This window comes from Rhizobium sp. N621, from assembly GCF_001664325.1.
Classification (GTDB): Bacteria; Pseudomonadota; Alphaproteobacteria; order Rhizobiales; family Rhizobiaceae; genus Rhizobium; species Rhizobium esperanzae.
Genome location: NZ_CP013495.1, coordinates 517481 through 542598, shown reverse-complemented (window position 1 = coordinate 542598; position 25118 = coordinate 517481). Strand labels below are relative to the sequence as shown.

Sequence of the window (25118 nt, the reverse complement as noted above, 5' to 3'; positions counted from 1 at the left end):
TACTTAATTGGACGCGTGCAGATCCTCGGCACAAGGCCGAGGATGACGTCGCGGGTATCCAAGCACCTACGGAAAAGCCGCTTCGCGCCTTTCGTGGGATCGCCTTAGCGGCGGTTGTCCAAAACGCGCAGGATCAAGTTTCGTCTTCCCTTGCGCGGGACGAGATCGATATCGCTGACGAGCTTTGCGCCGCCCTCCCGCCGTTCCAACGTGATCTTGCGGCTGTGGAAGGCTTCCAGCTCGGCGCGATGTGCCACGCTGATGATGGTCGCCGCCGGCAATTCGTCGATCACCATCTCCATCATCCTGTCCTGGCTCTTCTCGTCGAGTGCCGAGGTCGCTTCGTCGAGCACGATGATATCGGGGGTATGCAGCAGCAGCCGTGCGAAGGCGAGCCGCTGCTTTTCGCCGCCCGACAGGATCTGGTCCCATGGCGCCTCTTCCTCGATTTTCTCGCTCAGATAATCCAGCCCCACCTTGGCAAGGGCGGCCTTGATTTCCTCCGGCGTCCAGCTGTCGGCGGCGCGGGGGTAGGCGACTGCGCGGCGAAGCGTGCCGGAGGGGATATAGGGCCGCTGCGGCAACATGAACAAGCGCCGGTCACCGTGGAAATCGACGCTGCCGTGACCCCAGGGCCAAAGACCGGCGATGGCGCGCACCAGCGTGCTCTTGCCCGAGCCGGATTCGCCTGCCACCAGCACCCGCTCGCCCGGCGCGATCTCGACCTGGGTTTCCTTGACCACCGCGGTGCCGTCGTCGAGAGACACTGCGAGATCGTTCAAATTCAGGATCGTATCGTCCTTGGTTTCACCGTGCCTGATGCGTCCCAGAACGTCGCTCTGTTCGGCGCGCTCGAGCCCGTCGAGCGACATCATCAGCGAGGCGACGCGTCGCGCGCAGGCGTTCCAGTCGGCAAGACGCGGGTAGTTGTCGACCAGCCATCCGAACGCCGTCTGAACGATGGCGAAGGCGGAGGCAGCCTGCATGACCTCGCCAAGCGTCATGCCGCCGGCGAGAAATTTCGGCGCGCATAGCAGGAGCGGCACAACAGGAGCAATCAGCATCGACCCGTGCGAAACGAAGGTCGTTCGCATGTGCTGGCGCGCAAGCAGCGCCCATTGCTTCAGCACATTGGAAAATGTCTTGTCGAGGTCGCTACGCTCCTCTTCCTCGCCGCCGAGCAGGGCGATGCTCTCGCCGTTTTCGCGCACACGGGTCAACGTGTAGCGAAGCTCGGCCTCCACCTGGTTCTTGACCTCCGAGACCTGGACGAAATGGCGGCCGATGACCGCGATCACGGTTGAGGTGATCACGGCATAGAGAACCGCGGTGACGACGAGAAAACCGGGGATGGTGATGGTCGACCCGGCGACCGGCAGCGTGAGCGCTCCGCCGATCGTCCACAGCACGACGATGAAGGTCGAGGCCGACAGAAAGGCGGCGATGACGCCGGCGATGAAATCGACCGGCGCTTCGGTGGCGATCCGCAAATCCTCCGAGAGGCGCGCCTCAGGATTCTTGTGGTCGCCGCCGATGAGGTTCAGCTGATAATAACGACCGTTGGCCAGCCAGCGCGTGATCACCGCCTTCGTCAGCCAGGAGCGCCAGCGGCGCTGGATCATCATGCGAACATAGACTTGCGCGGTGACAAGCGCGACGCTTCCGAGCACAAGCGGCACGAAGACGGCGCTGAGATAATAGACGGTGCCGGCGTCGTGTCGCTCTATAGCGTCGAAGATACCGCGGTTCCAGCGATTGATCCCATACTGGAAGCCGACATTCATGCAGATCATCATCAACAGACCGATCGAGCACGGCCAGGCAAACCTGTCGCCGCTGCGGCCCCAGTAACGGCGGGCGCTGATCCAGAAACGCCTCAGTAAATATCGCTTGCGCGCCTGCTCGGCCTCCTCGGGCGTGAGCTTCTGACTTGGTTCGATGACATCTGGCGGCGGCGCGACCTCGACAGTCGATGCCTTCTCCTGGCGCGACTTCTCGGCACCGCCCTGCTCGGTGCCGTCGACCGATTTCGGTTTGATTTTAACGTCGGTCATAAGCACGATAACGGCTTACAAATCAGAAGGTTTCATGGCGCCGGCGCCGACGTGGCGCGCGCATGAAGATGACGTCTGCCGGCATAGGCGGCTCAGGCGTTGTCGCTCATAGTCTGCGGCAGAGACTGCAGCAGGGTCTGGCGAGCGGAGCGCAGGTGGACGCGGCAGGCTTTGCCGATCGCTGCCTGGTCGCCGGATTCCAGTGCGGCGATATAATCCAGATGTTCGTGGATGGCGCGCTCGTTGCGCTCGCGGGCGGCGGTCTTGTTCCACTGGTAGTGATAGTGGAAGATGATGGCGATCGCGTCGTAGAAATCGGCGATGAAGCGGTTCTTCGAAGCGCGGTGGATCAGCAGGTGGAAGCGCTCGTCGAGGACGGAGAAGTCCTTGAAACGCTGGTTGATGTCGGCAAGCATGGAAAGATGCTCCTCGCGCATGGCGGCAAGATCGATCCACGCTTGATTGTCCTTGGGAAGCCGGCCGAACTCGGCAGCCGAATGCAGCTCAAACATTTCGCGGACATCGGCAAGCTCGAGCGCGAATTCGCGCGTAAAACCCTTCAGCGTCCAATGGCTGTTCGGCCGCTTTTCAATCAGTCCGAAGCGGGAGAAGCGGATCAGAAATTCGCGCACGCTCGTCGTGCCGGTGCCGATCTCGCGGGCAAGCTCCAGCTCATTGATCTGCATGCCGGGCGCGGCATCGTCGGCAAGGATGCGCCGCATGAAGCTGCGCTCGATGATGTCATGCAGCGAATCCGTCTCTTCGGAGGGAAAGAGGTCGCGGTCGGTGGGCTCGCGCAGCACGATCTTCTGACGTTTGTTCCAGCGGATGATGCCTTCGTCGCTGAGGCGGGTGAGGATGGCGCGCGCGGTGGAACGGCTGACGCCGAGCTGGGCGGCGATCTCCGGTTCCGACGGCAGCGCCGTATCCGTGCGCAGGGCCGCGGCATACCTGTTGTAGGCTTCCTTGAAGACCGTATTCTGCCTTGCCATCAGATCCCCCGCTTTCCGCCCGCGTGCCGGGATTTCCGTTCCGCTTCAACAGCGAAACGGCGCCCGACCGGAGCTTGTTGAAAAAACCATTAGCGTATTTCCGATCGTCTGCGGCGCGTTGCCTCCCTCGTCCACAGGATCAATATTCCCGTTGACTTGAAAATGTTTATTGTAGATAAAAAACAAAATCAATCGCATTCGCCGATGCAGCAAGCGTTTCCTTCAGGGAGAAGAGATTGGACAAACAGCCTTGGATCATCCTGTCGGCCGGCGACAATGTCGCGGTCGCAACGTCCGCCATCGCCGAGGGCTCCACGGTTGCCGGCATTGCAGCCCGCCAGAAGATCGAGCCGGGCCACAAGGTGGCGATCGCCGATATTCCGCTCGGCTCCGCCGTGGTGAAATACGGACAGGCGATCGGCCGCACCACCGCCGAGGTCAAGGCCGGCGAGCATGTGCACAGCCATAATCTGCATTTCGAAAACGACCGGCTGGCCGCCACCGCCAATTCGGCGCCGGAGACGGCGACGGCCGAAGACAAGGCGCGCACCTTCATGGGCTATCGCCGCGCCGACGGGCGGGCGGCGACGCGCAACTATATCGGCATCATCGCCAGCGTGAACTGTTCCACCACCGTCTGCCGGGCGATCGCCGACGAGGCGAACCGGACGATCCTGCCGCATTATGACGGCATCGATGGCTTCGTGCCGATCGTGCATGACCAAGGCTGCGGCATGAGCTCCACCGGCGACGGCATGAATGTGCTGCACCGCACGCTTGCCGGCTATACCAGACATGTCAATTTCGGCGGCGTGCTGATGATCGGCCTCGGCTGCGAGGTCAACCAGCTGACGCTTTACGGCCAGAGCGGTGCGGGCGCCTCGAAACGGCATTTCAACATCCAGGACGCCGGCGGTTCGCGCCGTGCGGTCGAGCGCGCCATGGGCGTGCTGCGCGAGATCGCCGCCGATGTCGGCAAGGAGAAGCGGGTGCCGATCTCGATCGGCGAGATCATCATCGGACTGCAATGCGGCGGTTCGGACGGCTTTTCCGGCATCACCGCCAATCCGGCGCTCGGCGTCGCCGCCGATCTCCTGGCGGCGGCCGGCGGCACGGCGATCCTGTCGGAGACCTCGGAAATCTATGGTGCCGAACATCTGCTGCGCAGCCGCGCCGTCAGCGACGAGGTGGCGAGAAAGCTCGACGAGAAAATCGCCTGGTGGGAAAACTATGTCGCCCTGCACGGCGCCTCGCTCGACAACAACCCGTCGCCCGGCAACAAGCGCGGCGGTCTCACCACCATCCTGGAAAAGTCGCTCGGCGCGGTTGCCAAGGGTGGCCGCTCGCCGCTGACGGCGGTCTATGGCTATGCTGAGCGGGTGACAGCCCCCGGCCTGGTCTTCATGGATACCCCCGGCTATGACCCGGTCTCGGCGACCGGCCAGGTGGCCGGCGGGGCCAACATGATCGCCTTTACGACAGGGCGCGGCAGCTGCTTCGGCTGCCGGCCGGCGCCGTCGCTGAAGCTTTCGAGCAATTCGGCTCTCTACGCCTCGATGGAGGAGGATATGGACATCGATTGCGGCACGATCGCCACGGGTGATGCGACGATCAGCGGCAAGGGCCGCGAAATCTTCGATCTGATCGTCGACACGGCCTCCGGCAAGAAGACCAAGAGCGAGATCTTCGGTTACGGCGATAACGAATTCGTGCCTTGGCATCTCGGCGCAACGCTCTAGATTGCGATGCTAAGCTTTTGTTTTTATGCAATTCCCGAGGGGGCATGATGAAGACGAGACGGATCGGCAAGACCGGGCTTGAGGTGACCGAGATCAGCTACGGCGCAGCTCCACTGGGTGGTCTCTACCGCGCATGCCCGCGTGAGCAGGCGATGGAAACGCTACAGGCCGCCTGGGACAGCGGCATCCGCTATTTCGACGTCGCGCCCTGGTATGGGCTCGGCCTTGCCGAACGGCGCGTCGGCGATTTCCTGCGCGACCAGCCGGACGGCGCTTACGTGCTGTCCACCAAGGTCGGCCGGCTGCTTCGTCCGGTGCCGACGGGGACGGTGCCGGATTACAGCTATGTCGATCCGCTCTCCTTCGATGCCGATTACGACTATTCCTATGACGGCATCATGCGCTCGGTCGAGTTCAGCTATGCCCGTCTCGGCCTCAACCGCATCGATATTCTCTATGTGCACGATATCGGCGTCTATACGCATGGGGCGGCAAAGAACGCGGTCTATAAGAAGCAGCTGCTCGATTCGGGCGTGAAGGCGTTGGAAGAGCTGAAGTCTTCCGGGGCGATCTCCGCCTTCGGCCTCGGCGTCAACGAAGTGCCCGTCTGCCTCGACGTCATGCGCCATGCCGATCTCGACTGCATTCTGCTTGCCGGCCGCTACACGCTGCTCGACCGCTCCGCAGTGGAGGAACTGCTGCCGCTCTGCCGGCAGAAGGGCACCTCGCTCGTCGTCGGCGGCGTCTTCAACTCCGGCATTCTCGCCACCGGTCCGGTGCCGGGCTCGCATTTCGACTATATGCCGGCCGATGCGGACGTGCTTGCCAAGGTCGGCGCCATGGAGGCGATCGCCAAGCGTCACGGCGTGCCGCTCGCGGCCGCCGCCATGCAGTTTCCGCTGCGCGATCCCCTCGTCGCCTCGGTGCTGATCGGCACCGCCAAGCCGTCGAGCCTGACCCGCAACATGGAAATCGTCGAGCCGCCGCTTGCCGAGGGCATCTTTACCGAATTCGAGCCCTATACGCTCACCGCGCCGCCGCTCGGCGCCGAAGCGGTCCGAGTCTGAGGAGACAACTATGCTGAGGGGTATTCATCCGCTGCTCGGTCCCGACCTGCTCCATGCCCTGAAGACGATGGGGCATGGCGACGACATCGTTATCGCAGACGCCAATTTCCCCGCGGGCTCGATGGGCCCGCCGGTCATCCGCGCCGACGGCGTCAGCGCCACCGCGATGGCCGAAGCGATCCTGACACATATGCCGCTCGACACCTTCGTGCCGGAAACGGCATGGCGGATGGAGGTGGTCGGCGACCCGCAGGCCGTGCCCGAAGTCTGCGCCGAGTTCCAGCAGATCGTTTCGAAGCGCGCCGGCGATTTTTCGATTGTCCCGGTCGAGCGCTTCGCCTTCTATGCGATGGCGCGCAAGGCCGCCTACATCGTCGCGACCACCGAATTCCGGCTGTACGGCAACTTGATTTTGAAAAAGGGCGTCGTGCATCCGCATGAGGTCGATTTCACCTGATAGCTATTTTAGGCTATCGTTGTATTGAAATGAAATCAGATGCTTGGGAGGAGTTTTTCGGAGCAAAAAAGCGCAATTGACGCTCTTGCAATTTGATTGCTCCTCGGCTAGCTTCTGCCTGCAAATGTTTTTTATCGATAAAAACCCTCCGCCAGCGTTCAGCGGTCCGGTTTATTGGAGGAGAACGCATCCTGAGAGGAGAACCCTTATGAGCATCGTGAAATCCATTCTGTCGCGTCGCGCCTTTACCGCGCTCGCGGGTGCCGCCGTCATCGCCACGGCGATGCCGGTCACGTCCTTTGCCGCCGATGTGACGATCCCGATCATCGTCAAGGACACGACGTCCTTCTACTGGCAGATCGTTCTGGCCGGCGCTCGCAAGGCGGGCAAGGATCTCGGCGTCAACGTGCCGGAACTCGGCGCCCAGGCAGAATCCGACATCAACGGCCAGATCAGCATTCTCGAGAACGCCGTCGCCGGCAAGCCGGCCGCCATCGTCATTTCGCCGACCGAATTCAAGGCGCTCGGCAAGCCGATCGATGAAGCCGCCAAGTCGGTTCCGATCATCGGCATCGATTCGGGCGCCGACTCCAAGGCGTTCAAGTCGTTCCTGACGACCGACAACGTCCAGGGCGGCCGCATCGCCGCCGACGGTCTTGCCGCCGCGATCAAGGAGATGACGGGCAAGGAAGAAGGCGACATCGTCATCCTCACCAATCTTCCCGGCGTCGGCTCGCTGGAACAGCGCCGCGAAGGCTTCCTGGATCAGATCAAGACCAAGCATCCCGGCCTCAAGGTCATTGCCGACAAGTATGGTGATGGCCAGGCAACGACTGGCCTCAACATGATGACCGACCTGATCACGGCCAACCCGAAACTCGTCGGCGTCTTCGCCTCGAACCTCATCCTGGCGCAGGGCGTTGGCCAGGCGATCGCCGAAAACAAGCTCGGCGACAAGATCAAGGTCATCGGCTTCGACAGCGACGACAAGACGGTCGGCTTCCTCAAGGACGGCGCCATTGCCGGTCTCGTCGTTCAGGACCCCTATCGCATGGGTTATGACGGCATCAAGACCGCGCTCGCCGTCTCCAAGGGCGAGAAGGTTCCGGAAAATGTCGATACCGGCGCCAACCTCGTGACCAAGGCTAATATGGCCGATCCGAAGATCGATGCGCTGCTGAACCCGAAGATCAAGTAATAGAACAAGATGGCCGCGCCGGCTCAAAAACCGGCGCGGCTTTTTTCATCCATGGTATGATTCACCCGGGATGGAGCGAGAGACGACAAGAGGAGGAGAGGTCCATGATCGGACTGGAAGAGGTCAGTCATCGCCATGATGACAGCGCCACGCTGAAAGAAGCCAATCGCATTCCCACCGGGTCGCCTATCCTCGAACTCAAAGGCCTGCAGAAGAATTACGGTCATGTGCAGGCGCTGAAACCGGCGACGCTGACCTTCCTGGCGGGAGAGATCCACGCCATCGTCGGCGAAAACGGCGCCGGCAAATCCACTCTGATCAAATTGCTCACCGGCGTCATCACCCGCACGGCCGGCGAGGTGTTGTGGTGCGGTCACCCGGTGGGGCTGTCGACGCCGAACGAGGCGATCGCCCGCGGCATCAACGCCGTCCACCAGGAAGTGGTGCTCTGCCCACACCTGACAGTCGCCGCCAATCTCTTCCTCGGCGACGAGGTCAACCGCTACGGCCTGATGCGCAAGAAGCAGATGGAGAAGATGGGCCAGGCCGTGCTCGACGATCTCGGCTTCGGCCTGCCGGCCGGCGCGCTTCTAAGTTCGCTGACGATCGGCCAGCAGCAGCTGGTGGCAACGGCGCGCGCGGCGATGCGCGGCACGCAGTTCCTGATCTTCGACGAACCCACCGCCTATCTCACCCGCCAGGAATCGGCGCAGCTGTTCAAGCTGATCCGCCGCCTGCAGGGCGAAGGCGTCACGATCGTCTATATCAGCCATCGCATGGAGGAGGTCTTCGAACTGGCCGACCGTGTCTCGGTGCTGCGCGACGGCACGCATGTCGGCACCCGGCTGATCGGCGAGACCAACGATGCCGAGCTGATCGCTTTGATGATCAACCGCTCGATCGAGCAGATCTACCATAAGGAAGAGATCGCCTTCGGCGAGACGATCGTCGAGGTCAAAGGGCTTTCGGGTCCGGGCTTCGAGGACGTGTCGCTCAGCGTCAAATCAGGACAGATCGTCGGCCTCTATGGCCTGATCGGTGCCGGACGTAGCGAATTTGCGCTCGGCCTTTATGGGCGCCAGCCGACAAGCGCCGGCGAAATCCACTGGATGGGCAAGCGCGTCGACATCCGGAACGAACGCACCGCGATGGAGCTCGGCATTGCTCTGGCGCCGGAAAGCCGGCGCGACCAGGGGCTCTGCCTCAATCAGTCGATCGGCCTCAATATCAACCTGCCGGTCTTCGGGCGCCTCAGCTACGGGCCGGTCATCAACCATGCGCGGGAATCGGCGAATGCCGACAATCAGATCCGCAATCTCAGCATTAAGACGCCGAGCCGGCGTGTTCCGGCCTCCAGCATGTCGGGCGGTAACCAGCAGAAGATCGTCATTGGCAAGTGGCTAAGCCACGGCGCCAGGCTGTTCATCTTCGACGAACCCACGGTCGGCGTCGACGTCGGCACCAAGGCTGAGATCTACCGGCTGTTCGCCAAGCTTCTGAAGGAGGGCGCCGGCATCATCCTGATCTCCTCCTATCTGCCCGAGGTCTACGAATTGGCCGACCGGCTGCACGTCTTCCGCGGCGGCAGGATCGTCGCCAGCCATGATTATCACGCGGCGACGCATGAAGAAGTGCTCAGCGAAGCGATCGGCGTCTGAGCACGAGACAACAAAGAGATAGAGCATTTCCGCGGTTCGGAAAAAAACGGAAAGGCTCTAAGAGGGAGAAAATTCATGACTGCCACCCCCACCGAAATCGTCGCGCCGCCGCCGCGCCGGAAAATGAACATCCTGTTCGGCCTGACGCTGATCGGGCTCTTGATCTTCCTCTGGGTCGTGCTTGGGCTGGTCACCCCGAGCTTCTGGACGCCGCTCAACATCTCGAACCTGCTGCGTCAGGGGGCGATGACGGCGATTCTGGCGCTCGGCCAGACCTTCGTCATTATCACCGCCGGCATCGATCTGTCGGTCGGCGCCATCGTCGGCTTCTGCACCGTCATCATCGCCTGGCTCCTGCAGGCCGGCGTGCCGCTCTGGGGCGCTATCGTGCTGACGCTCGCCATCGGTGTGGCGATCGGCGCCTTCCACGGCTTCGGCATCGTGCATATGGGCCTGCCGCCCTTCATCATCACGCTGGCAACGCTGACGTCGCTACGCGGCATCGGCCTGCTGATCACCAACGGCTCGACGATCAGCATCACCGACGAGAGTTTCAGCAATTTCGCGCGGGCCGATTTCCTCAGCATTCCGAGCCTGTTCTGGATGGTCATCCTGGTGGCGGTGCCTTCCTTCGTCTTCCTGCATTTGAGCCGCTGGGGCCGCTATCTCTTCGCGGTCGGCTCGAATGCGGAAGCGGCGCGCCTTTCCGGCGTCAACGTCAAGGGCATGATCTATCTCGCTTATATCCTCTCGGCCGGCTTTGCCGCCTTCGTCGGCGTGCTGCTCGCCTCGCGCATCGCCATCGGCAACGCGACACAGGCCGACGGCTGGGAACTGCAGGCGATCGCCTCCTCCGTTATCGGCGGCACCAGCCTGTTCGGGGCGGTCGGCTCCGTGCACGGCCCGTTGATCGGCGCCTTCATTCTCGCCACCATCAACAACGGCGCCAACCTTCTGAACGTCAATTCCTTCTGGCAGCGCATCATCACCGGTCTGTTGATCATCGTGATCGTGTTCTTCGACCAGCTGCGCCGCCGCAAGAGCAATTGAGAAACACAGAGAAGCCGGTCGGACAGGCCGGCTTCTTCAATTTCGAGGAATGCGAGACCTGTCATGAAAGCAGTTGTTTGTCGTGAGCCCGGCGTGCTCGAGATCGTCGAGCGGCCATCTCCCGCCGCACCGGCGCCCGGCTGGGTGCGGCTCGCCGTCAGCCATGTCGGCATCTGCGGCACGGATTATCATATCTTCGAGGGCAAACACCCTTTCCTCGAATATCCCCGGGTGATGGGGCACGAGATCTCGGCGACGGTCGTCGAAGCCGGTGAGGGCGTAACGCTTGCGACCGGCACACCTGTTATCGTCAACCCCTATCTCTCCTGCGGCCAATGTGTCGCCTGCATCAAGGGCAAGCCGAATTGCTGCACCGACATCAAGGTGCTCGGCGTCCATACCGACGGTGCCTTCTGCGAAGAGATCTCTGTTCCGGCAGGCAATCTCTACCCCGCCAGGGGCCTCAGCCTGGAGGCGGCGGCGACCACGGAATTTCTGGCGATCGGCGCGCATGCGGTGCGCCGCTCGCTGGCCGGCGCCGGCCAGCGCGCACTCGTCATCGGCGCCGGCCCAATCGGCCTCGGCGCGGCGATCTTCTCGCGCATTGCCGGTCACGAGGTGACGCTGCTCGATACCAGTGCCGAACGGCTGCAGATGGCATCGGAGCGCTTCGGCTTTAGCTCCGGCATCGTCGCCAACGAGGCGACGGCCGAGGCCGTCAAGGAAAAGACCAATAACGACGGTTTCGACGTGGTGTTCGATGCGACCGGCTACGGCCCGTCGATGGAAAAAGCCTTCTCCTTCGTCGCCCATGGCGGCGCGTTGGTGCTGGTCAGCGTCGTCAAGGACGATATCCGCTTCTCCGACCCGGAATTCCACAAGCGCGAAATGATGCTGATCGGCAGCCGCAACGCCACCCGCGCCGATTTCGAACATGTGGCGGATTCGATCGCCAAGGGCCTTGTGCCGGTGGACAAGCTCATCACCCACCGCACGACGCTCGCCGACGCACCGCGCGACCTCGCCCGCTGGGCGCGTGAGAAGAGCGGGCTCATTAAGGCGGTGATCCGGGTTGGCGGTTAGGGTATTTTTAGAAAGGTGGGGAGCGGTTTGCGCTTATAACTGCCCCTCACCTAACCCTCTCCCCGTAAACGGGGCGAGGGGACGTGCCCTGCGAGAGGTTGGTGGGGAACGGAGAGGTCGCGGCATATCCCCTTCTCCCCCCCAAGCGGGGGTCCGAAGGACGGGTCGAGACCAGTGGCTCGACCCCCGTCGGTGGCGGCAGCCGGATCAGGGACAAGCGGCAGCCGCTAACCCGCAGCCGCAATCGCCCTGCGCATATCCCTGACAACATCGACATCCGTCCTGTTGCTGCTCTTCGCCTCGAAGCCGAAGGCAACCGCACGTGGGTCGACGCTTTCGACCGGCGAGCTGCAGGACCCATGCACTTCGCGGGCGCCGGTTGCCTGCAAGATGGCAGTGACATTGGCGGGGCGGATGCCGCTGCCGGGCATGATCGAAATGCGGCCGGCGGCCTTTGCCGAGAGGCGTTTCAGCTTTTCGATGCCATCGGCGGCCTTCAACGCGCAGCCGGAGGTGAGGATGCGCTCAACACCGAGCTCGACCGCCTGCTCCAGCGCCTGGTTGGCATCCGGCACCAGATCGAAAGCCCGGTGCAGCGTTGATCCCAAGCCTGAAGTATGTGCCTTCAGGCGGTGGATCAGCGGCATGTCGAGCGTACCATCAGGCCGATTGGCGCCGATGACGACGCCGGCGAGGCCGGCGGCGCGCACGGCGTCGATATCGAGCAGCATCGCTTCCTCGTCGGCGCTGCCGAAGATGAAGGGGCCGGCATGCGGGCGGATCATCGCGTAAACAGGAATGGGCGCCCGGGCGGCGATCCGCATCAGGCTCGGCAATGGCGTCAGGCCGCCGAGCTCCAACGCCGAGCAGAGCTCGATGCGGCCGGCGCCACCTTCGATGGCGGCGGCAAGGCCCTCGGCGCTGTCGACACAGACTTCCAGCAGGATCGTCATGCGGCGCTCTCCCTGACTGCGTCGGTTTTCGCGACGGTCTCCGACGTTATTCTTGCCGCCGCCGCGATGATGACGGCAGAGGCATCGGCGGCGGCTTTGCGATGGTTGAAGGCGACGTGATAGGACATCGGCAGGGCCTCGTCGAGATCGACGATGCGCACCTTGTCGGCGATCGGCATGGCGCTGACACGGCCGAGGAAGGAGACGTAACCGTGATTGGCGACGAGGTCGACGATCACCGGCAGTGAATCCGCCGCGGTGATATCGCGGCTGCGCAAGCGCCGGTCGGGTGCACGCTCGGCGCTGAAGGCCATGGCCGCATGGCCGAGGCCGGTGCGCGGACTCGGCATGCAGATGGCATGACCGGCGACGAGATCGGCGACCGAGGTTTGCGTGCTTTGCGGCGGCGCGATCACCACCATGTCCGTCTGCAGCAGTTCACGATGCCGGAAGCTTTCCAGGCCGAAGACCGAATCCAGGATCGCCACATCGATGCGGCCGCTCTTCATTGCCTCGCGCAGATCGTCGGCGGTCATCGAGACCAGCGAGATCGCATTGTTGCTGCGGCGCGCGTTCCATTCGGAGACCAGCAGGCCGAGGCAGCGCGCCACCCAGCTTTCCGATCCGGTCGGGATGATCGAGCCGATGCGCAGCGACCGGGCGGTGCGGCGATAGCGCTCGTCGGCCGCCGATTTCAGATCGTTCCACGCCTGGCTGATCGCCATGAAGATCTGGTAGGCGCGCCGGCCCTCCTCCGTCAGCACCGAGCCCTGCGCCTGCCGTTCGAACAGCCGGCGACCAAGAAATTTTTCAAGATTGGCAAGCTGCAGCGAAAGCTGCGGCTGACCGAGATGCAGGCGGCGGGCGGCGCGGTTGATGCTGCCCTGGTCGGCGACCTCGAGGAACCGCTCGATCGCGCCGATCTTGACGGGAATGCGGGCGGCCCAGGCCTCATCGATGCCGCCGGCGCCTGCATGGCCGGCGAATAGGCAGAGTTCGCCGATCGCGGCCGTGATCGGCTCCAGGCCTTCGAGCACGCCGCCGCTTGCGATCAGCGTCACCAGCTCGCCGGAGGCGCGTTCCGTCAGCTTCATCGCCAGTTCGGTCTCGGCATTGCGGATGGCCGCAGACACGGTGGAGGGCGACAGTTGGAAGCGGCGCGCGGTTTCGCGGACCGAAGCCGAGGTCAGGACGTGACGGATGATGAACAGGGCGCCGAGATGCAAAGGCTGGCTCCGGAAAGCGCTTTAAAAACCGGACGATATGATGTGTTCGCGAAAAAAGATATCCCTGCCTCGACAGAGCCGGGCTATCGTCGCCGTCATAATAATCCGGGCGGCGGTTATCCGCGCAAGAGCACCGGAACCATCGCGGAAACACGCAAGGGAACAAAAACAAATCGTGCCGGACCTGGAAAAGGGAATGCCTTTCCGCGCGCCGGGCCGCGTTCGCCGCCATAATCACCGGCGCGAACGCAAATACTGGAGGGGGCCTGCATCGATTTTTCGAGTGTGCACGCTATTTCCATGACGCACGCAATTCCGGCATGATGGCGGCCTTGTCGCCTTCGCCGGCGGATTTCCTGCGCAGACGCCTCCCGCCGGGGGGCTGCGCCACGTTAACGGTGTTAAAACAGGGGATATTCCATGCTGAAGAAACTCGCACTTGCCGTCTCGCTCTCCGCCTTCGCGGCGGGTGCGGTTCAGGCCGCAGACGTCGTCGTCTCGTCGAAAATCGATACGGAAGGCACGCTGCTCGGCAACGTCATCGCACTGGCGCTCGAAGCAAACGGCATCAAGACGCAGGACCGCATCGCGCTCGGCGCCACACCCGTGGTGCGCAAGGCGATCACCGCAGGCGAAATCGATATCTACCCTGAGTATACCGGCAATGCCGGCTTCTTCTTCAACAAGGCCGACGACGCGGCCTGGAAGAACAACGACCAGGGGTATGAGCTGGCAAAGAAGCTCGATTATGACGCCAACAAGATCGTCTGGCTGACGCCCTCGCCCGCCAACAACACCTGGGCGCTCGCCGTGCGCAACGACGTCGCCAGCCCGAACAAGCTGAAGACCATGTCCGATTTCGGCAAGTGGGTTGCCGGCGGCGGCACCGCCAAGCTTGCGGCCTCATCCGAATTCGTCAATTCGGCCGGCGCGCTTCCCGCCTTCCAGACGACCTACGGCTTCGAGCTGAAACCCGACCAGATGGTCGTTCTCTCCGGCGGCGACACGGCGGCGACGATCAAGGCGGCGGCCGACCAGACGAACGGCGTCAACACCGCCATGGTCTACGGCACCGACGGCGCGATCGAAGCGGCCGAACTCACCGTTCTCGAAGACGACAAGGGTGTGCAGCAGGTCTATGCGCCGACCCCGATCATCCGCGAAGCGGTGCTGAAGGCCAATCCGAAGATCGAGGAAATCCTCTCGCCGATCTTCAAGAGCCTCAGCGCCGACGAGCTGCGCAAGCTCAACGCCAAGATCCAGGTCGACGGCGAGCCGGCAAAATCCGTCGCCGAGGCCTATCTCAAGGAAAAAGGCTTCCTGAAGTAATCATCGCCCGCTCCGCCCGGCAGCGGGCGGAGCGTCCTTTCCCCATAAGGTTGGATCGATGGACGAAACCTCAGCGGTCCGCAGGCTGGACCGGCTCGGCGCGGTTCTGGTGGCCGGCGGCATTGCGGCCACCGCACTGATGCCCTTCATCTACGTCAAGGCGAACCGGATCGCCGCCGGCAAGCCGATGCTGCTCACCCAGCTCTTTCCCCAGCCTTCCGTCGTCGTCCTGACCGCCCTGCTTATTCTCACCGCCCTGGCGGCGCTGTTTCTGCGCAGCGCAGTGGCGCGGCTTGTCATCGCCACGCTCTGCCTTGTGGCGCTGGTCGTCGCGATCGGCCTGGTCTCGAGCGCGGCGACGCCGCCCGGCAGCACCGTGGCGCGCATGACGCCCGGCGGCGGTTTCTGGGTGCTGTTTGCGGTGATCGGGCTCATCATCTCCGATGCGCTGGTGAAGATAAGGCTGGCGCCGTGGATGCGGGTGGTGGCGCTCGCCGCCTATACGGCGCTGCTGTTCATCTCGCTTGCCTCCGGCCTGCTCGACAGCCTGTCGATCATGAAGGAGTTTGCGACGCGGGCGCCGCAATTCGAGACGGAAGCGATTTCGCATCTGTTGCTGGCGCTCGGCTCGCTTGCCATCGCCATTATTCTCGGCCTGCCGCTCGGCATCCTCTGCTTCTGGGTGCCGCGGCTGCGGGCCGTCGTGCTGCAGGGTCTGAGCCTCATCCAGACGATCCCGAGCCTGGCGCTCTTCGGCTTGCTGATGCTGCCGCTCGGCTATCTCGCCACCCATGTGCCGCTGGCATCAGCGATCGGCATCCGCGGCATCGGCACGGCGCCGGCGCTGATTGCGCTGGTGCTCTATTCGCTGCTGCCGATCGTTGCCAATACCGTCGTCGGCCTGCAGGGCGTCGATCCGTCGGTGCGCGATGCCGCGGCCGGCATGGGGCTGACGCGCCGGCAGATCCTTGTTGGTATCGACATGCCGCTCGCCTTTCCGGTCATTCTTACCGGCATCCGCATCGTGCTGGTGCAGGCGATCGGCATGGTGACGATCGCCGCGTTGATCGGCGGCGGCGGCTTCGGCATCTTCATCTTCCAGGGGCTCGGCCAGACCGCGATGGATCTGGTGCTGCTCGGCGCCGTGCCGACCGTCTTCTTCGCCTTCTCATCGGCCGTCATCCTCGATGCGGTCATCGACAGCATCCGGGGGCCTGCCGCATGAGCATGATCGAAATCCGCAACGTCACCAAGCGCTATGGCGCTGCCACCGTCGTCGACAATGTCTCGATGCAGGTCGAAAAGGGCTCGATCACCGTCGTCGTCGGCACGTCGGGCTCCGGCAAATCGACGCTGATGCGAATGATTAACCGGCTGGTGCCGATCACCGAAGGCGAGATCTTCGTCGGCGGCCAGAATGTCATGGACGTCGAAGTGACCGAGCTTCGCCGCAGGATCGGCTACGCCATCCAGGGGCACGGCCTGTTTCCGCATCGAACCGTCGCGCAGAACATCGCCACCGTGCCGCAGCTTCTCGAATGGGATTCGGCACGTATCGCCGCCCGCGTCGAAGAACTGCTCGGACTGTTCAACCTCGATCCGGCAAGTTTCGCCGACAAATATCCGCACCAGCTTTCCGGCGGCCAGCAGCAGCGCGTCGGGGTCGCCCGGGCGCTGGCGGCCGAACCGGAACTGCTGCTGATGGACGAACCCTTCGGCGCCCTCGATCCCGTCATCCGCGGCAAGGCGCAGGACGACCTGCTGGCGATCCAGAAGCAGTTCGGCACCACCATCATTCTCGTCACCCACGACATGGACGAGGCTTTCCATCTCGGCAATCAGATCGCGGTGATGAGCCAGGGCAGATTGCTGCAATGTTCGACGCCGGAAAAGATCCTCACCGAACCGGCCGATCCCTTCGTCCAGCAACTGACCGGCACCTCCGACCGGGCGCTGAAGCTGATGTCGCTGCTGCCGCTGAAAGAGAGCATGGAACCGGCCAAGAGCGGCCTTGCCTATGCCCTGCCGCAGTCGCTCAGCCTGCGCGATGCGCTCGCCGAAATGATCTGGCAAGGGGTCGATGAAGCGGCCGTGCAGGATGGCGAAAAGGCGCCTGTCGGCTCAATCTCGATGACGCGGCTGCTCGAACTGGGCCGCAAGGCATGAAACTCCTCGTCGCCAATCTCTTCCGCCTGGCGGCGCTCGCCCTGCTGCTCATCCTGCTGTTCAGGACCGAGTGGCTTTCCTTCCTGCTGACGCCGCTGACCAGCAACAATGCGCCGGCCGTCTATACGCAGAACAGCCTTGCGTCGCTCGCCGCCGGCCATCTGCAGCTCGTCGTCGGATCGATCGCCTGCAGTGCCGTGCTCGCCGTGCTCGGCGGCATCTTCGTCACCCGCGAAAGCGGCGCCGACTTCCTGCCGCTGTCGCGGGCGATTGCCAATGCCGGGCAGACCTTTCCGCCGGTCGCGGTGCTGGCGCTCGCCGTCCCCGCCACCGGCTTCGGCGCCATGCCGACGCTGATCGCACTGTTTCTTTACGGCCTTCTGCCGATCTTCGAGAATACCGTCGCCGGCCTGAAGCAGGTGTCGCCGCAGGTGCTTGATGCCGCCGACGGCATGGGCATGAGTGCCACCCAGCGGCTGTTGCGGGTCGAGCTGCCGCTTGCCCTGCCGCTGATCCTCGAAGGGCTGAAGGTCGCGACCGTCATCAATATCGGCACGGCAACGATCGGCTCGACGGTGGCGGCCAAGGGCCTCGGCGAGGTGATCATTGCCGGGCTGATTTCGGACAATACCGCCTTCATCCTGCAGGGCGGGCTGATCGTCGGGCTGATGGCGGTGCTGATCTATGACGCCATGGGCCTTGTCGAAGGCGCGATCACGCGAAGAATCGGCTTGCGCGCGGTGTGAAAGGACCGCTACCACAGGCGTGACCGAAAGAATGGGAGGCAGAATTGGCGAAGATGATCCACTCCATGATCCGCGTTCTCGACGAGGCGCGTTCGGTCGACTTCTATCGCAAGGCTTTTGGCCTTGAAGTTGCCGATCGCGTCGATTTCGAAACCTTCACGCTGATTTATCTGAGCAATGCCGAGACCGGCTTCGAACTGGAGCTGACCGTCAACAAGGGCCGGACCGAGCCCTATAATCTCGGCAATGCCTATGGCCATCTCGCCATTTCGGTCGAAGAAGTGGCGGTCGAGCGCGAGCGCATGCTGAAACTTGGGCTTAAGCCGGGTGAGCTGGTGGAGCTCAATCGCGACGGCAGGCTCTTCGGCCTGTTCTTCTTCGTCAGCGATCCCGACGGCTACAAGATCGAAGTGCTGCAGCGCCACGGCCGGTTTCTCTGACGCGCCGCGGCGCCCCTCCTAAAGCACCCCCCACCACAGTTTCGAGCGGCATTAATCAGGAGCCCGCCATGATCGAGAAGACCGTGCTCAATTCTGGCTGGACGCTCTCCTGCAACGATACAGCAAGACCGGACCTGCCGGAAACAATCGCTGCGACGGTGCCGGGCTGCGTGCATCTCGACCTTCTCGCCAGCCGGCTGATCCCCGATCCCTATATCGACGTCAACGAGATCACCAATGACTGGATCGGCAAGACCGACTGGACCTATCGCTGCAGCTTCGAGGCCGCACCCGATGATGACAGGGTGTGGGAATTCGTCTTCGACGGGCTCGATACGGTCGCGGTCATCGCGCTGAACGGCGAAGAGATCGGCCGCAGCTTCAACATGCATCGCACCTATCGTTTCGATGTTTCCGGGCTGCTGAAAACAGGCGCCAATGAACTCACGGTCAGCTTCCGCTCGGCCTATGCCTATGGCGCGGAGATGGAGAAACATTACGGCTACCGGCCGAACAACTATCCGGGGCCGGGCAATCTGATGCGCAAGATGGCCTGCAATTTCGGCTGGGACTGGGGTCCGACGCTGGTGACATCAGGTCTCTGGAAACCGGTGCGGCTGGAAAGCTGGGACCGGGCGCGGCTTGTCGAGACACGAGTCTCGGCAAGCCTTGCCGGCGGCGACGGGCTGGTGAAGATCCATGCGAAGGTGGCACGACATGGCGAGACGACGTGCCGGCTGGCCGCCGCGATCGGCGGCGTGACGACAACGGTTGTGATTAGGCCTGAAGAAGATGAAGTCACCTTCGAGCTCGTCCTTCCCTCGCCAAAACTTTGGTGGCCGCACCATCTCGGGGCGCAGCCGCTTTATCCCCTGACGCTCGAGCTCATCGACGATGCCGGCGGCGATCTGCTCGACACCTATGAACGGGAGCTTGGTTTCCGGTCGCTCAGGCTCGACACCGCGGCCGACGCGCACGGCTCGGCCTTCACCTTCGTCATCAACGACGTGCCGCTGTTCATCGCCGGCGCGAACTGGATCCCCGACGATTGTTTCCCCTCGCGGGTGACGGCCGAGCGCTATGTCGCCCGGATCGAGGAGGCGAAGGCCGCCAATATCCACATGCTGCGCGTCTGGGGCGGCGGCATCTTCGAGCGCGACGAATTCTACGAGGCCTGCGACCGCATGGGCATGCTGGTCTGGCAGGATTTCCTCTTTGCCTGCGCCGCCTATCCGGAGGAGGAGCCGCTTCGAAGCGAGGTCGAGGCCGAGGTGCGCGACAATGTCGTGCGGCTGATGCCGCATGCTTCGCTGATCCTGTGGAACGGCAACAATGAGAATATCTGGGGCTTCGACGAATGGGGCTGGCGGCCGATCATCAAGCAAGGGGAGAGCTGGGGGCTCGGCTATTATCTCGACCTGCTGCCGAGGCTTTGCAGTGAGCTCGATCCCGACCGGCCCTATTATCCCGGCAGCCCCTATTCCGGCTCGATGGAGATCGAGCCGAATGCCGACGGACATGGCTGCAAACATATATGGGACGTGTGGAACGATGTCGGCTACGAGGTCTACCGCGACTATATCCCGCGCTTCTGCTCCGAATTCGGCTGGCAGGCGCCGGCCGCCTGGGCGACGATCGAAGAAAGCGTGCACGATCAGCCGCTGACGCCGCAATCGAACGGCGTCTTCCACCATCAGAAGGCGACGCTCGGCAATGACAAGCTGATCCGCGGCCTCGCCGGCCATCTGCCGGAGCCGAAGACGATGGACGACTGGCACTTCGCCACCCAGCTCAATCAGGCCCGCGCCATCCGCTTCGCCATCGAGCACCTGCGCTCGCATCGGGAGATCTGTAGGGGTGCGGTGGTCTGGCAGTTCAACGACTGCTGGCCGGTGACCTCCTGGGCGGCGCTCGATTCGGCCGGTCGCCGCAAGCCGCTCTGGTATGCGCTGCAGGCAGCCTATGATCCACGCCTGCTGACCATCCAGCCGCGCGGCCGCGGACTTGCGGCAGTGGCGGTCAACGAACGCACGCTGTTCTGGCGGGCGAAGATCAGCGGCAGACGTTTGAAGCTCGACGGCACCGTGCTGGCCGAATTCGAATTCTGGCGCCTGCTCTGCGACCGCTTCGAAGCCAAGGAATTTCCGCTGCCCGAGAATATCGTCAGGCCGGACTTATCAAAGGACGAGGTCATCGTCGTCGAGATCCTCGACCGGCGAGCGTTGCATTATTTCGTCGAGGATATCGAGCTTGCCCTGCCGGTGCCGCGGCTGGCGGTCGATGTGACCGGCACTGAGGGCGGTTATGCCGTGAAGGTGACGGCTGAGAATTTCCTCAAGGACCTCTGCCTGATGGCGGATCGGCTCGATCCGGATGCTGTGGTGGATACGATGCTGGTGACGCTGCTGCCGGGCGAGAGCCATGTGTTTGCGGTGAAGACGGCAAAGGTGATTTCGGCCAACGACCTTGTCGTCGGTACAGTGCTGCGGTCGGCCAATGATCTTGTCGCGGGTCGACAATAAAGGCCGCCGCAACGTCTCGACTCCCTCTTCTCCCCTCGGGGCGAAGAAGAGATACAGCGACCTCCCAGTTCCTGGCAACTTTTGTAAGGCACGTCACCACACCAAAAAGGCCCCGCATCGCACGGGGCCCTTCCAGCTCGGTCCATCGGACGACGTTACATCCAGTAGGGCGGCACGCCGTAGTAGTCATAGACCCGGCGGCCATTATCGTTGTACCAGGTGTCATCATCGTCCGAATAGCTCGGGGCGCCTTCGATCTGCTCCTTGGTCAGGTCGATGCGATAGCCGTCCAGTTGGGTATCGTAGTTCAGCTTTTCCCAGGGGAGCGGATAATGGTCGTGTCCGATGCCCAGGAAGCCGCCGAAGCTCAACACCGCATAGGCGACGCGGCCATCGCGCTTGCCGATGATCAGGCGTTCGATCGAGCCGATATGCCGGCCATCGGAGCCATAGACCCGGGTGCCTTCGACCCGGTCGCTGGCGATCAGCGAATGCGTTTCCTTGGTGTCAGGGTCGCGGCGGCTGGCGTCAGTATCCTGGTTCAGCATTGAAACCTCCTTTGGTGTTCCTCATGGTTGGTGTGAAGGTCAACGCCATGGCGGACTCAAAGTTCCCTGCCTTTCGAGGGCTACGCGGCGAGCCAATGTTGACGTTTACGTCAAGGTTAGTATAGCGTCATTCGGCTTGAACCGTTCAGGCAATGGCATAAGCTGCCGGACAGGAAGATGGAGGATGCTTCCGGTCAATTGCGGGCCAGCCGATAGCGGCTCGGCGCCGGCGCAGCGGCCGCAAGGGAGAGAGAGACACGATGAGCAGCATTTCCGTCCATCCGAACGGAGCAAAAGCCGACAAGCCCTGGCTTGCCACCTATCCCGAAATGGTTCCGGCCGAACTCCCGCCGCTGGAACATGCCTCTCTTGCCGAACTCCTGGAAAAGTCCTGCGCCCGTTACGCCGACCGGACGGTTTTTTCCAGCATGGGCAAGGCGATGAGCTACCGCGAGCTGGAGGACCAGACGCGCAAGGTCGCCGCCTGGCTGCAGAGCATCGGGCTCGAGAAGGGCGACCGCGTCGCGGTGATGATGCCGAACGTCCTGCAGAATCCGGTCGCGACCTATGCCATCCTCAGAGCCGGCTTCGTCGTCGTCAACGTCAATCCGCTCTATACGCCGCGTGAGCTCGAACACCAGCTGCGCGATTCCGGCGCCAAAGCGATCTTCGTGTTGGAGAATTTTGCCCGCACGGTCGAGCAGGTCCTGAACAAGACCGATCTGCGCCACGTCGTCGTCACCTCGCTCGGCGAGATGCTGGGGCCGAAGGGGCTGATCGTCAATTTGGTCGTGCGCAAGGTGAAGAAGCTCGTTCCTTCCTGGTCGATCCCGCAGCATAAGAGCTTCAGCCAGGTGCTGCGCGAAGGCGCGAAGAAAAGCCTTCAGCCGGTGACGCTAGCCGGCGGCGACGTCGCCTTCCTGCAATATACCGGCGGCACAACAGGCGTTGCCAAGGGTGCGGTGCTGACGCATCAAAATCTGCTCGCCAACAAGCTGCAGCTGTCACTCTGGCTGCGATCGGCCTTCGAGCGCAAGAAACAGCCCGAAGTGCTGAATTTCCTCTGCGCGCTGCCGCTCTACCACATCTTCGCGCTGACGGTGAATTCGCTGATGGGCATGTCGCTCGGCGCCCACAATATCCTGATCGCCAATCCGCGCGACATTCCCGGGCTGGTCAAGGAATTCGAAAAGTCCGATGTGCATATCTTCCCGGGCCTCAACACGCTGTTCAACGCACTGATGAACAATGCCGAATTCGCCAAGCTCGACTTCTCCTCGCTGATCATGTCGCTCGGCGGCGGCATGGCCGTCCAGCGCCCGGTCGCCGAACGCTGGTTGAAGATGACCGGCACGGCAATTACCGAGGGTTACGGCCTTTCCGAGACCTCGCCCGTCGCCACCGCCAACCGCTTCGATTCCATCGAGTTCACCGGTTCGATTGGCCTGCCGCTGCCCTCCACCGAACTCGACATCCGCGACGAGGAGGGCCGGCCGCTGCCGCTCGGCGAAATCGGCGAGATCTGCATCCGCGGACCGCAGGTGATGGCCGGCTATTGGCAGAAGCCGGAGGAAACGGCGCGGGTGATGACCGCGGACGGCTATTTCCGCTCCGGCGACATGGGCTTCATGGACGAACGCGGCTACACCAAGATCGTCGACCGCAAGAAGGACATGATCCTGGTTTCGGGCTTCAACGTCTATCCGAACGAGATCGAGGAAGTCGCCGCCATGCATGCCGGCATTCTCGAAGCCGCGGCGATCGGCGTGCCGGACGGGCATTCGGGCGAAGCAGTCAAACTCTTCGTCGTCAGGAAGGATCCGAACCTGACGGAGGCGGAGGTGAAGGCCCATTGCATCGCCAATCTCACCAATTACAAACGCCCGCGCTTCATCGAATTCCGCACCGAACTGCCGAAATCCCCCGTCGGCAAGATCCTGCGCAAGGACCTGCGCGGCTGATTTTGACGGTCTGATGAAATTCAACGCCATCCGCTTGCCGCGGGTGGCTTTTTTCATATTGGAGCGGCGGCCGAACTTGATTTGGTCCCGATAAAGCGAATAGTTTCCGCAACCCTTTCCGCCTCCAAAGGAGCCTCCCCATGAACGCCATCGTCGAACAGCTGAAAAGCACTGCCGCCGCCACCAAGGCGACCGATCTCCGTGCGGCCTTCGCCGCCGATGCGCAGCGCTTTTCGCGCTTCTCCGTCGCTCTCGACGATCTCCTGATGGATTTTTCCAAGACGGCGGTGAACGACGACATCCTGAAGCTGCTGGTCAAGCTCGCCGAAGACGGCGGCGTCGAGAAGAAGCGCGAGGAGATGTTCTCCGGCAAGGCGATCAACTTCACCGAAGACCGCGCCGTTCTGCACACCGCGCTGCGCAACCGCTCCAACACGCCGGTTCTGGTCGACGGCAAGGACGTCATGCCCGATGTCAACGCGGTGCTCGCCGCCATGGGCAGATTCGCCGACGAGATCCGCTCCGGCGCGTTGAAGGGCGCGACCGGCAAGGCGATCACCGACGTCATCAATATCGGCATCGGCGGCTCGGATCTCGGTCCTGTCATGGCGACGCTGGCGCTTGCCCCCTTCCATGACGGCCCGCGCGCCCATTTCGTCTCCAATATCGACGGCGCCCATATCGCCGACATCCTGAAGCTGGTTCAGCCGGAGACGACGCTCTTCATCGTCGCCTCGAAGACCTTCACCACCGTCGAGACGATGACCAATGCGCAAACGGCGCGCAATTTCATCGCCAAGGCGCTCGGCGAAGCGGCCGTCCAGCACCATTTCGCCGCCGTCTCGACGGCGCTCGACAAGGTCGCCGCCTTCGGCATCGACAGCGCCCGCGTCTTCGGCTTCTGGGACTGGGTCGGCGGCCGCTATTCGATCTGGTCGGCCATCGGCCTGCCGCTGATGATCGCCATCGGCCCGGAGAATTTCGGCAAGTTCCTCGAGGGCGCGCATGCCGTCGACAACCACTTCCGTCAGGCACCGATTACCGAAAACCTGCCGATGCTGCTCGGCCTGATCGGCTTCTACCACCGCAATGTGCTGGGTTATCCCACCCGCGCCATCCTGCCCTACGACCAGCGCCTGTCGCGTTTCCCCGCCTATCTGCAGCAGCTCGACATGGAATCGAACGGCAAGGGCGTCACCATCGACGGCACGCCGGTCGAAGGCAACTCCGGCCCGGTCGTCTGGGGCGAGCCCGGCACCAACGGCCAGCACGCCTTCTACCAGCTCATCCATCAGGGCACGAGCATCATCCCGGCCGAATTCATGATCGCCGCCAATGCCTTCGAGCCGGAGTTGCGCCATCAGCACCAGCTGCTGATCTCCAACGTTCTCGCCCAGTCGGAAGCGCTGATGAAGGGCCGCAGCTTCGCCGAAGCCAAGAAGCAGCTGACCGACAAGGGCATGGACGACAAGAAGGCCGATTTCATCGCCCCGCACCGCGTCTTCCAGGGCAACCGGCCGTCGATCACCTTCGTTTACGACAAGCTGACGCCTTACGCGCTCGGCCGCCTCATCGCGCTCTACGAACACCGCGTCTTCGTCGAAGGCGTGCTCTTCCGCATCAACTCCTTCGACCAGTGGGGCGTCGAGCTCGGCAAGGAACTGGCGACGGGCCTGCTGCCAGTCGTCGAGGGCAAGGAGAGCGCGGAAGGCCATGATTCCTCGACGCAAGGGCTGGTCGCGGCACTGGCGAAACTGGCGAAGTAGGCGCTCGAGGGCGCGCCCTCTGTGTGGATAGAAGGCGCGCCCGTTGACCGGCCGACGCCGTGATTGGCGCCAACATCATCATTGCCAAAACGGACTTCGACGCGCCGGGTGCGCCCCTGCCGCGCGACGGGCTGTCGTGCGGAAGCGGATGAAACGTTCCTCT

General features: G+C 63.0%; 21 protein-coding genes. 16 read left to right on the top strand and 5 right to left on the bottom strand.

The features are described 5' to 3' along the window. Positions 1–104: 104 nt before the first annotated feature. Both AMK00_RS02670 and AMK00_RS02665 read right to left on the bottom strand, forming a co-directional pair. On the bottom strand, positions 105–2054 hold the full coding sequence (locus AMK00_RS02670) for an ABC transporter ATP-binding protein/permease (protein ID WP_064809511.1): 1950 nt from the start codon (positions 2052–2054) through the stop codon (positions 105–107). A 92-nt stretch (positions 2055–2146) separates the two neighbouring features. Beyond that, positions 2147–3046, bottom strand: a complete 900-nt coding sequence (locus AMK00_RS02665; protein WP_064800534.1) for a GntR family transcriptional regulator — start codon at positions 3044–3046, stop codon at positions 2147–2149. Positions 3047–3282: 236 nt separating this feature from the next. On the opposite strand from AMK00_RS02665, the gene AMK00_RS02660 reads away from it, so the two are divergent. The 7 genes from AMK00_RS02660 to AMK00_RS02630 all read left to right on the top strand — a co-directional run bounded on the left by AMK00_RS02660 (position 3283) and on the right by AMK00_RS02630 (position 11298). Continuing rightward, entirely contained in the window at positions 3283–4785 is a 1503-nt protein-coding gene (locus AMK00_RS02660; RefSeq protein ID WP_064809507.1) for a UxaA family hydrolase, read from the top strand. Between the two features lie 47 nt (positions 4786–4832). Next, positions 4833–5852 (top strand): aldo/keto reductase, encoded by a 1020-nt coding sequence (locus AMK00_RS02655; protein WP_064811624.1) that lies wholly within the window; start codon positions 4833–4835, stop codon positions 5850–5852. Between the two features lie 10 nt (positions 5853–5862). Then, complete coding sequence (locus AMK00_RS02650) at positions 5863–6309, top strand: RbsD/FucU family protein (protein WP_064809505.1); 447 nt, start codon at positions 5863–5865, stop codon at positions 6307–6309. A gap of 208 nt (positions 6310–6517) precedes the next feature. Beyond that, positions 6518–7507: an ABC transporter substrate-binding protein gene (locus AMK00_RS02645; RefSeq protein ID WP_064809504.1), complete on the top strand. Its 990-nt coding sequence runs from the start codon at positions 6518–6520 to the stop codon at positions 7505–7507. Between the two features lie 104 nt (positions 7508–7611). After that, positions 7612–9165, top strand: coding sequence for a sugar ABC transporter ATP-binding protein (locus AMK00_RS02640; protein ID WP_064809502.1), 1554 nt, complete (start codon positions 7612–7614; stop codon positions 9163–9165). A 75-nt stretch (positions 9166–9240) separates the two neighbouring features. Next, a complete protein-coding gene (locus tag AMK00_RS02635; protein WP_003570656.1) occupies positions 9241–10215 on the top strand; it encodes an ABC transporter permease in 975 nt (324 codons plus the stop codon). Between the two features lie 63 nt (positions 10216–10278). Beyond that, the gene (locus AMK00_RS02630) at positions 10279–11298 is read left to right on the top strand and encodes a zinc-binding alcohol dehydrogenase family protein (protein ID WP_064809500.1); all 1020 of its coding nucleotides are present in this window, start codon (positions 10279–10281) and stop codon (positions 11296–11298) included. A 227-nt stretch (positions 11299–11525) separates the two neighbouring features. Here AMK00_RS02630 and AMK00_RS02625 read toward each other — a convergent pair whose 3' ends face one another. After that, positions 11526–12251, bottom strand: a complete 726-nt coding sequence (locus tag AMK00_RS02625; protein WP_064809498.1) for a copper homeostasis protein CutC — start codon at positions 12249–12251, stop codon at positions 11526–11528. Next, entirely contained in the window at positions 12248–13477 is a 1230-nt protein-coding gene (locus tag AMK00_RS02620) for a LysR family transcriptional regulator (RefSeq protein WP_064809496.1), read from the bottom strand. The genes AMK00_RS02625 and AMK00_RS02620 overlap by 4 nt, the downstream gene beginning before the upstream one ends. Here AMK00_RS02620 and AMK00_RS30485 point away from each other — a divergent pair. The 7 genes from AMK00_RS30485 to AMK00_RS02590 all read left to right on the top strand — a co-directional run bounded on the left by AMK00_RS30485 (position 13445) and on the right by AMK00_RS02590 (position 20680). After that, a complete protein-coding gene (locus AMK00_RS30485) occupies positions 13445–13711 on the top strand; it encodes an acetyltransferase (protein ID WP_237350425.1) in 267 nt (88 codons plus the stop codon). The genes AMK00_RS02620 and AMK00_RS30485 overlap by 33 nt on opposite strands. Positions 13712–13897: 186 nt before the next feature. Beyond that, the gene (gene osmF / locus AMK00_RS02615) at positions 13898–14806 is read left to right on the top strand and encodes a glycine betaine ABC transporter substrate-binding protein OsmF (RefSeq protein ID WP_064809494.1); all 909 of its coding nucleotides are present in this window, start codon (positions 13898–13900) and stop codon (positions 14804–14806) included. Between the two features lie 58 nt (positions 14807–14864). Next, positions 14865–16031: an ABC transporter permease gene (locus AMK00_RS02610; protein WP_064809492.1), complete on the top strand. Its 1167-nt coding sequence runs from the start codon at positions 14865–14867 to the stop codon at positions 16029–16031. Continuing rightward, a complete protein-coding gene (locus tag AMK00_RS02605; RefSeq protein ID WP_064809491.1) occupies positions 16028–16972 on the top strand; it encodes an ABC transporter ATP-binding protein in 945 nt (314 codons plus the stop codon). Before AMK00_RS02610 ends, AMK00_RS02605 begins: the two co-directional genes overlap by 4 nt. Continuing rightward, on the top strand, positions 16969–17718 hold the full coding sequence (locus AMK00_RS02600; protein WP_064809489.1) for an ABC transporter permease: 750 nt from the start codon (positions 16969–16971) through the stop codon (positions 17716–17718). The genes AMK00_RS02605 and AMK00_RS02600 overlap by 4 nt, the downstream gene beginning before the upstream one ends. A 44-nt stretch (positions 17719–17762) precedes the next feature. After that, positions 17763–18158, top strand: a complete 396-nt coding sequence (locus AMK00_RS02595; RefSeq protein ID WP_010023464.1) for a VOC family protein — start codon at positions 17763–17765, stop codon at positions 18156–18158. A 68-nt stretch (positions 18159–18226) separates the two neighbouring features. Then, entirely contained in the window at positions 18227–20680 is a 2454-nt protein-coding gene (locus AMK00_RS02590; RefSeq protein WP_064809487.1) for a glycoside hydrolase family 2 protein, read from the top strand. A gap of 155 nt (positions 20681–20835) precedes the next feature. Here AMK00_RS02590 and AMK00_RS02585 read toward each other — a convergent pair whose 3' ends face one another. Further along, positions 20836–21228, bottom strand: a complete 393-nt coding sequence (locus AMK00_RS02585; protein WP_004668843.1) for a PRC-barrel domain-containing protein — start codon at positions 21226–21228, stop codon at positions 20836–20838. Positions 21229–21488: 260 nt separating this feature from the next. Between AMK00_RS02585 and AMK00_RS02580 the strand changes: the two genes are divergently transcribed. Both AMK00_RS02580 and pgi read left to right on the top strand, forming a co-directional pair. Further along, entirely contained in the window at positions 21489–23189 is a 1701-nt protein-coding gene (locus AMK00_RS02580; protein ID WP_016734896.1) for a long-chain fatty acid--CoA ligase, read from the top strand. Between the two features lie 140 nt (positions 23190–23329). After that, positions 23330–24955, top strand: a complete 1626-nt coding sequence (gene pgi, locus AMK00_RS02575; protein ID WP_064800519.1) for a glucose-6-phosphate isomerase — start codon at positions 23330–23332, stop codon at positions 24953–24955. Positions 24956–25118 lie beyond the last annotated feature (163 nt).

Bases quoted from the DNA above. Each gene is read 5' to 3' on its own strand.
- AMK00_RS02670 (WP_064809511.1), bottom strand. From the start codon at position 2,054: ATGACCGACGTTAAAATCAAACCGAAATCGGTCGACGGCACCGAGCAG.
- AMK00_RS02665 (WP_064800534.1), bottom strand. From the start codon at position 3,046: ATGGCAAGGCAGAATACGGTCTTCAAGGAAGCCTACAACAGGTATGCC.
- AMK00_RS02655 (WP_064811624.1), top strand. From the start codon at position 4,833: ATGAAGACGAGACGGATCGGCAAGACCGGGCTTGAGGTGACCGAGATC.
- AMK00_RS02650 (WP_064809505.1), top strand. From the start codon at position 5,863: ATGCTGAGGGGTATTCATCCGCTGCTCGGTCCCGACCTGCTCCATGCC.
- AMK00_RS02645 (WP_064809504.1), top strand. From the start codon at position 6,518: ATGAGCATCGTGAAATCCATTCTGTCGCGTCGCGCCTTTACCGCGCTC.
- AMK00_RS02640 (WP_064809502.1), top strand. From the start codon at position 7,612: ATGATCGGACTGGAAGAGGTCAGTCATCGCCATGATGACAGCGCCACG.
- AMK00_RS02635 (WP_003570656.1), top strand. From the start codon at position 9,241: ATGACTGCCACCCCCACCGAAATCGTCGCGCCGCCGCCGCGCCGGAAA.
- AMK00_RS02630 (WP_064809500.1), top strand. From the start codon at position 10,279: ATGAAAGCAGTTGTTTGTCGTGAGCCCGGCGTGCTCGAGATCGTCGAG.
- AMK00_RS02625 (WP_064809498.1), bottom strand. From the start codon at position 12,251: ATGACGATCCTGCTGGAAGTCTGTGTCGACAGCGCCGAGGGCCTTGCC.
- osmF (WP_064809494.1), top strand. From the start codon at position 13,898: ATGCTGAAGAAACTCGCACTTGCCGTCTCGCTCTCCGCCTTCGCGGCG.
- AMK00_RS02610 (WP_064809492.1), top strand. From the start codon at position 14,865: ATGGACGAAACCTCAGCGGTCCGCAGGCTGGACCGGCTCGGCGCGGTT.
- AMK00_RS02605 (WP_064809491.1), top strand. From the start codon at position 16,028: ATGAGCATGATCGAAATCCGCAACGTCACCAAGCGCTATGGCGCTGCC.
- AMK00_RS02600 (WP_064809489.1), top strand. From the start codon at position 16,969: ATGAAACTCCTCGTCGCCAATCTCTTCCGCCTGGCGGCGCTCGCCCTG.
- AMK00_RS02590 (WP_064809487.1), top strand. From the start codon at position 18,227: ATGATCGAGAAGACCGTGCTCAATTCTGGCTGGACGCTCTCCTGCAAC.
- AMK00_RS02585 (WP_004668843.1), bottom strand. From the start codon at position 21,228: ATGCTGAACCAGGATACTGACGCCAGCCGCCGCGACCCTGACACCAAG.
- AMK00_RS02580 (WP_016734896.1), top strand. From the start codon at position 21,489: ATGAGCAGCATTTCCGTCCATCCGAACGGAGCAAAAGCCGACAAGCCC.
- pgi (WP_064800519.1), top strand. From the start codon at position 23,330: ATGAACGCCATCGTCGAACAGCTGAAAAGCACTGCCGCCGCCACCAAG.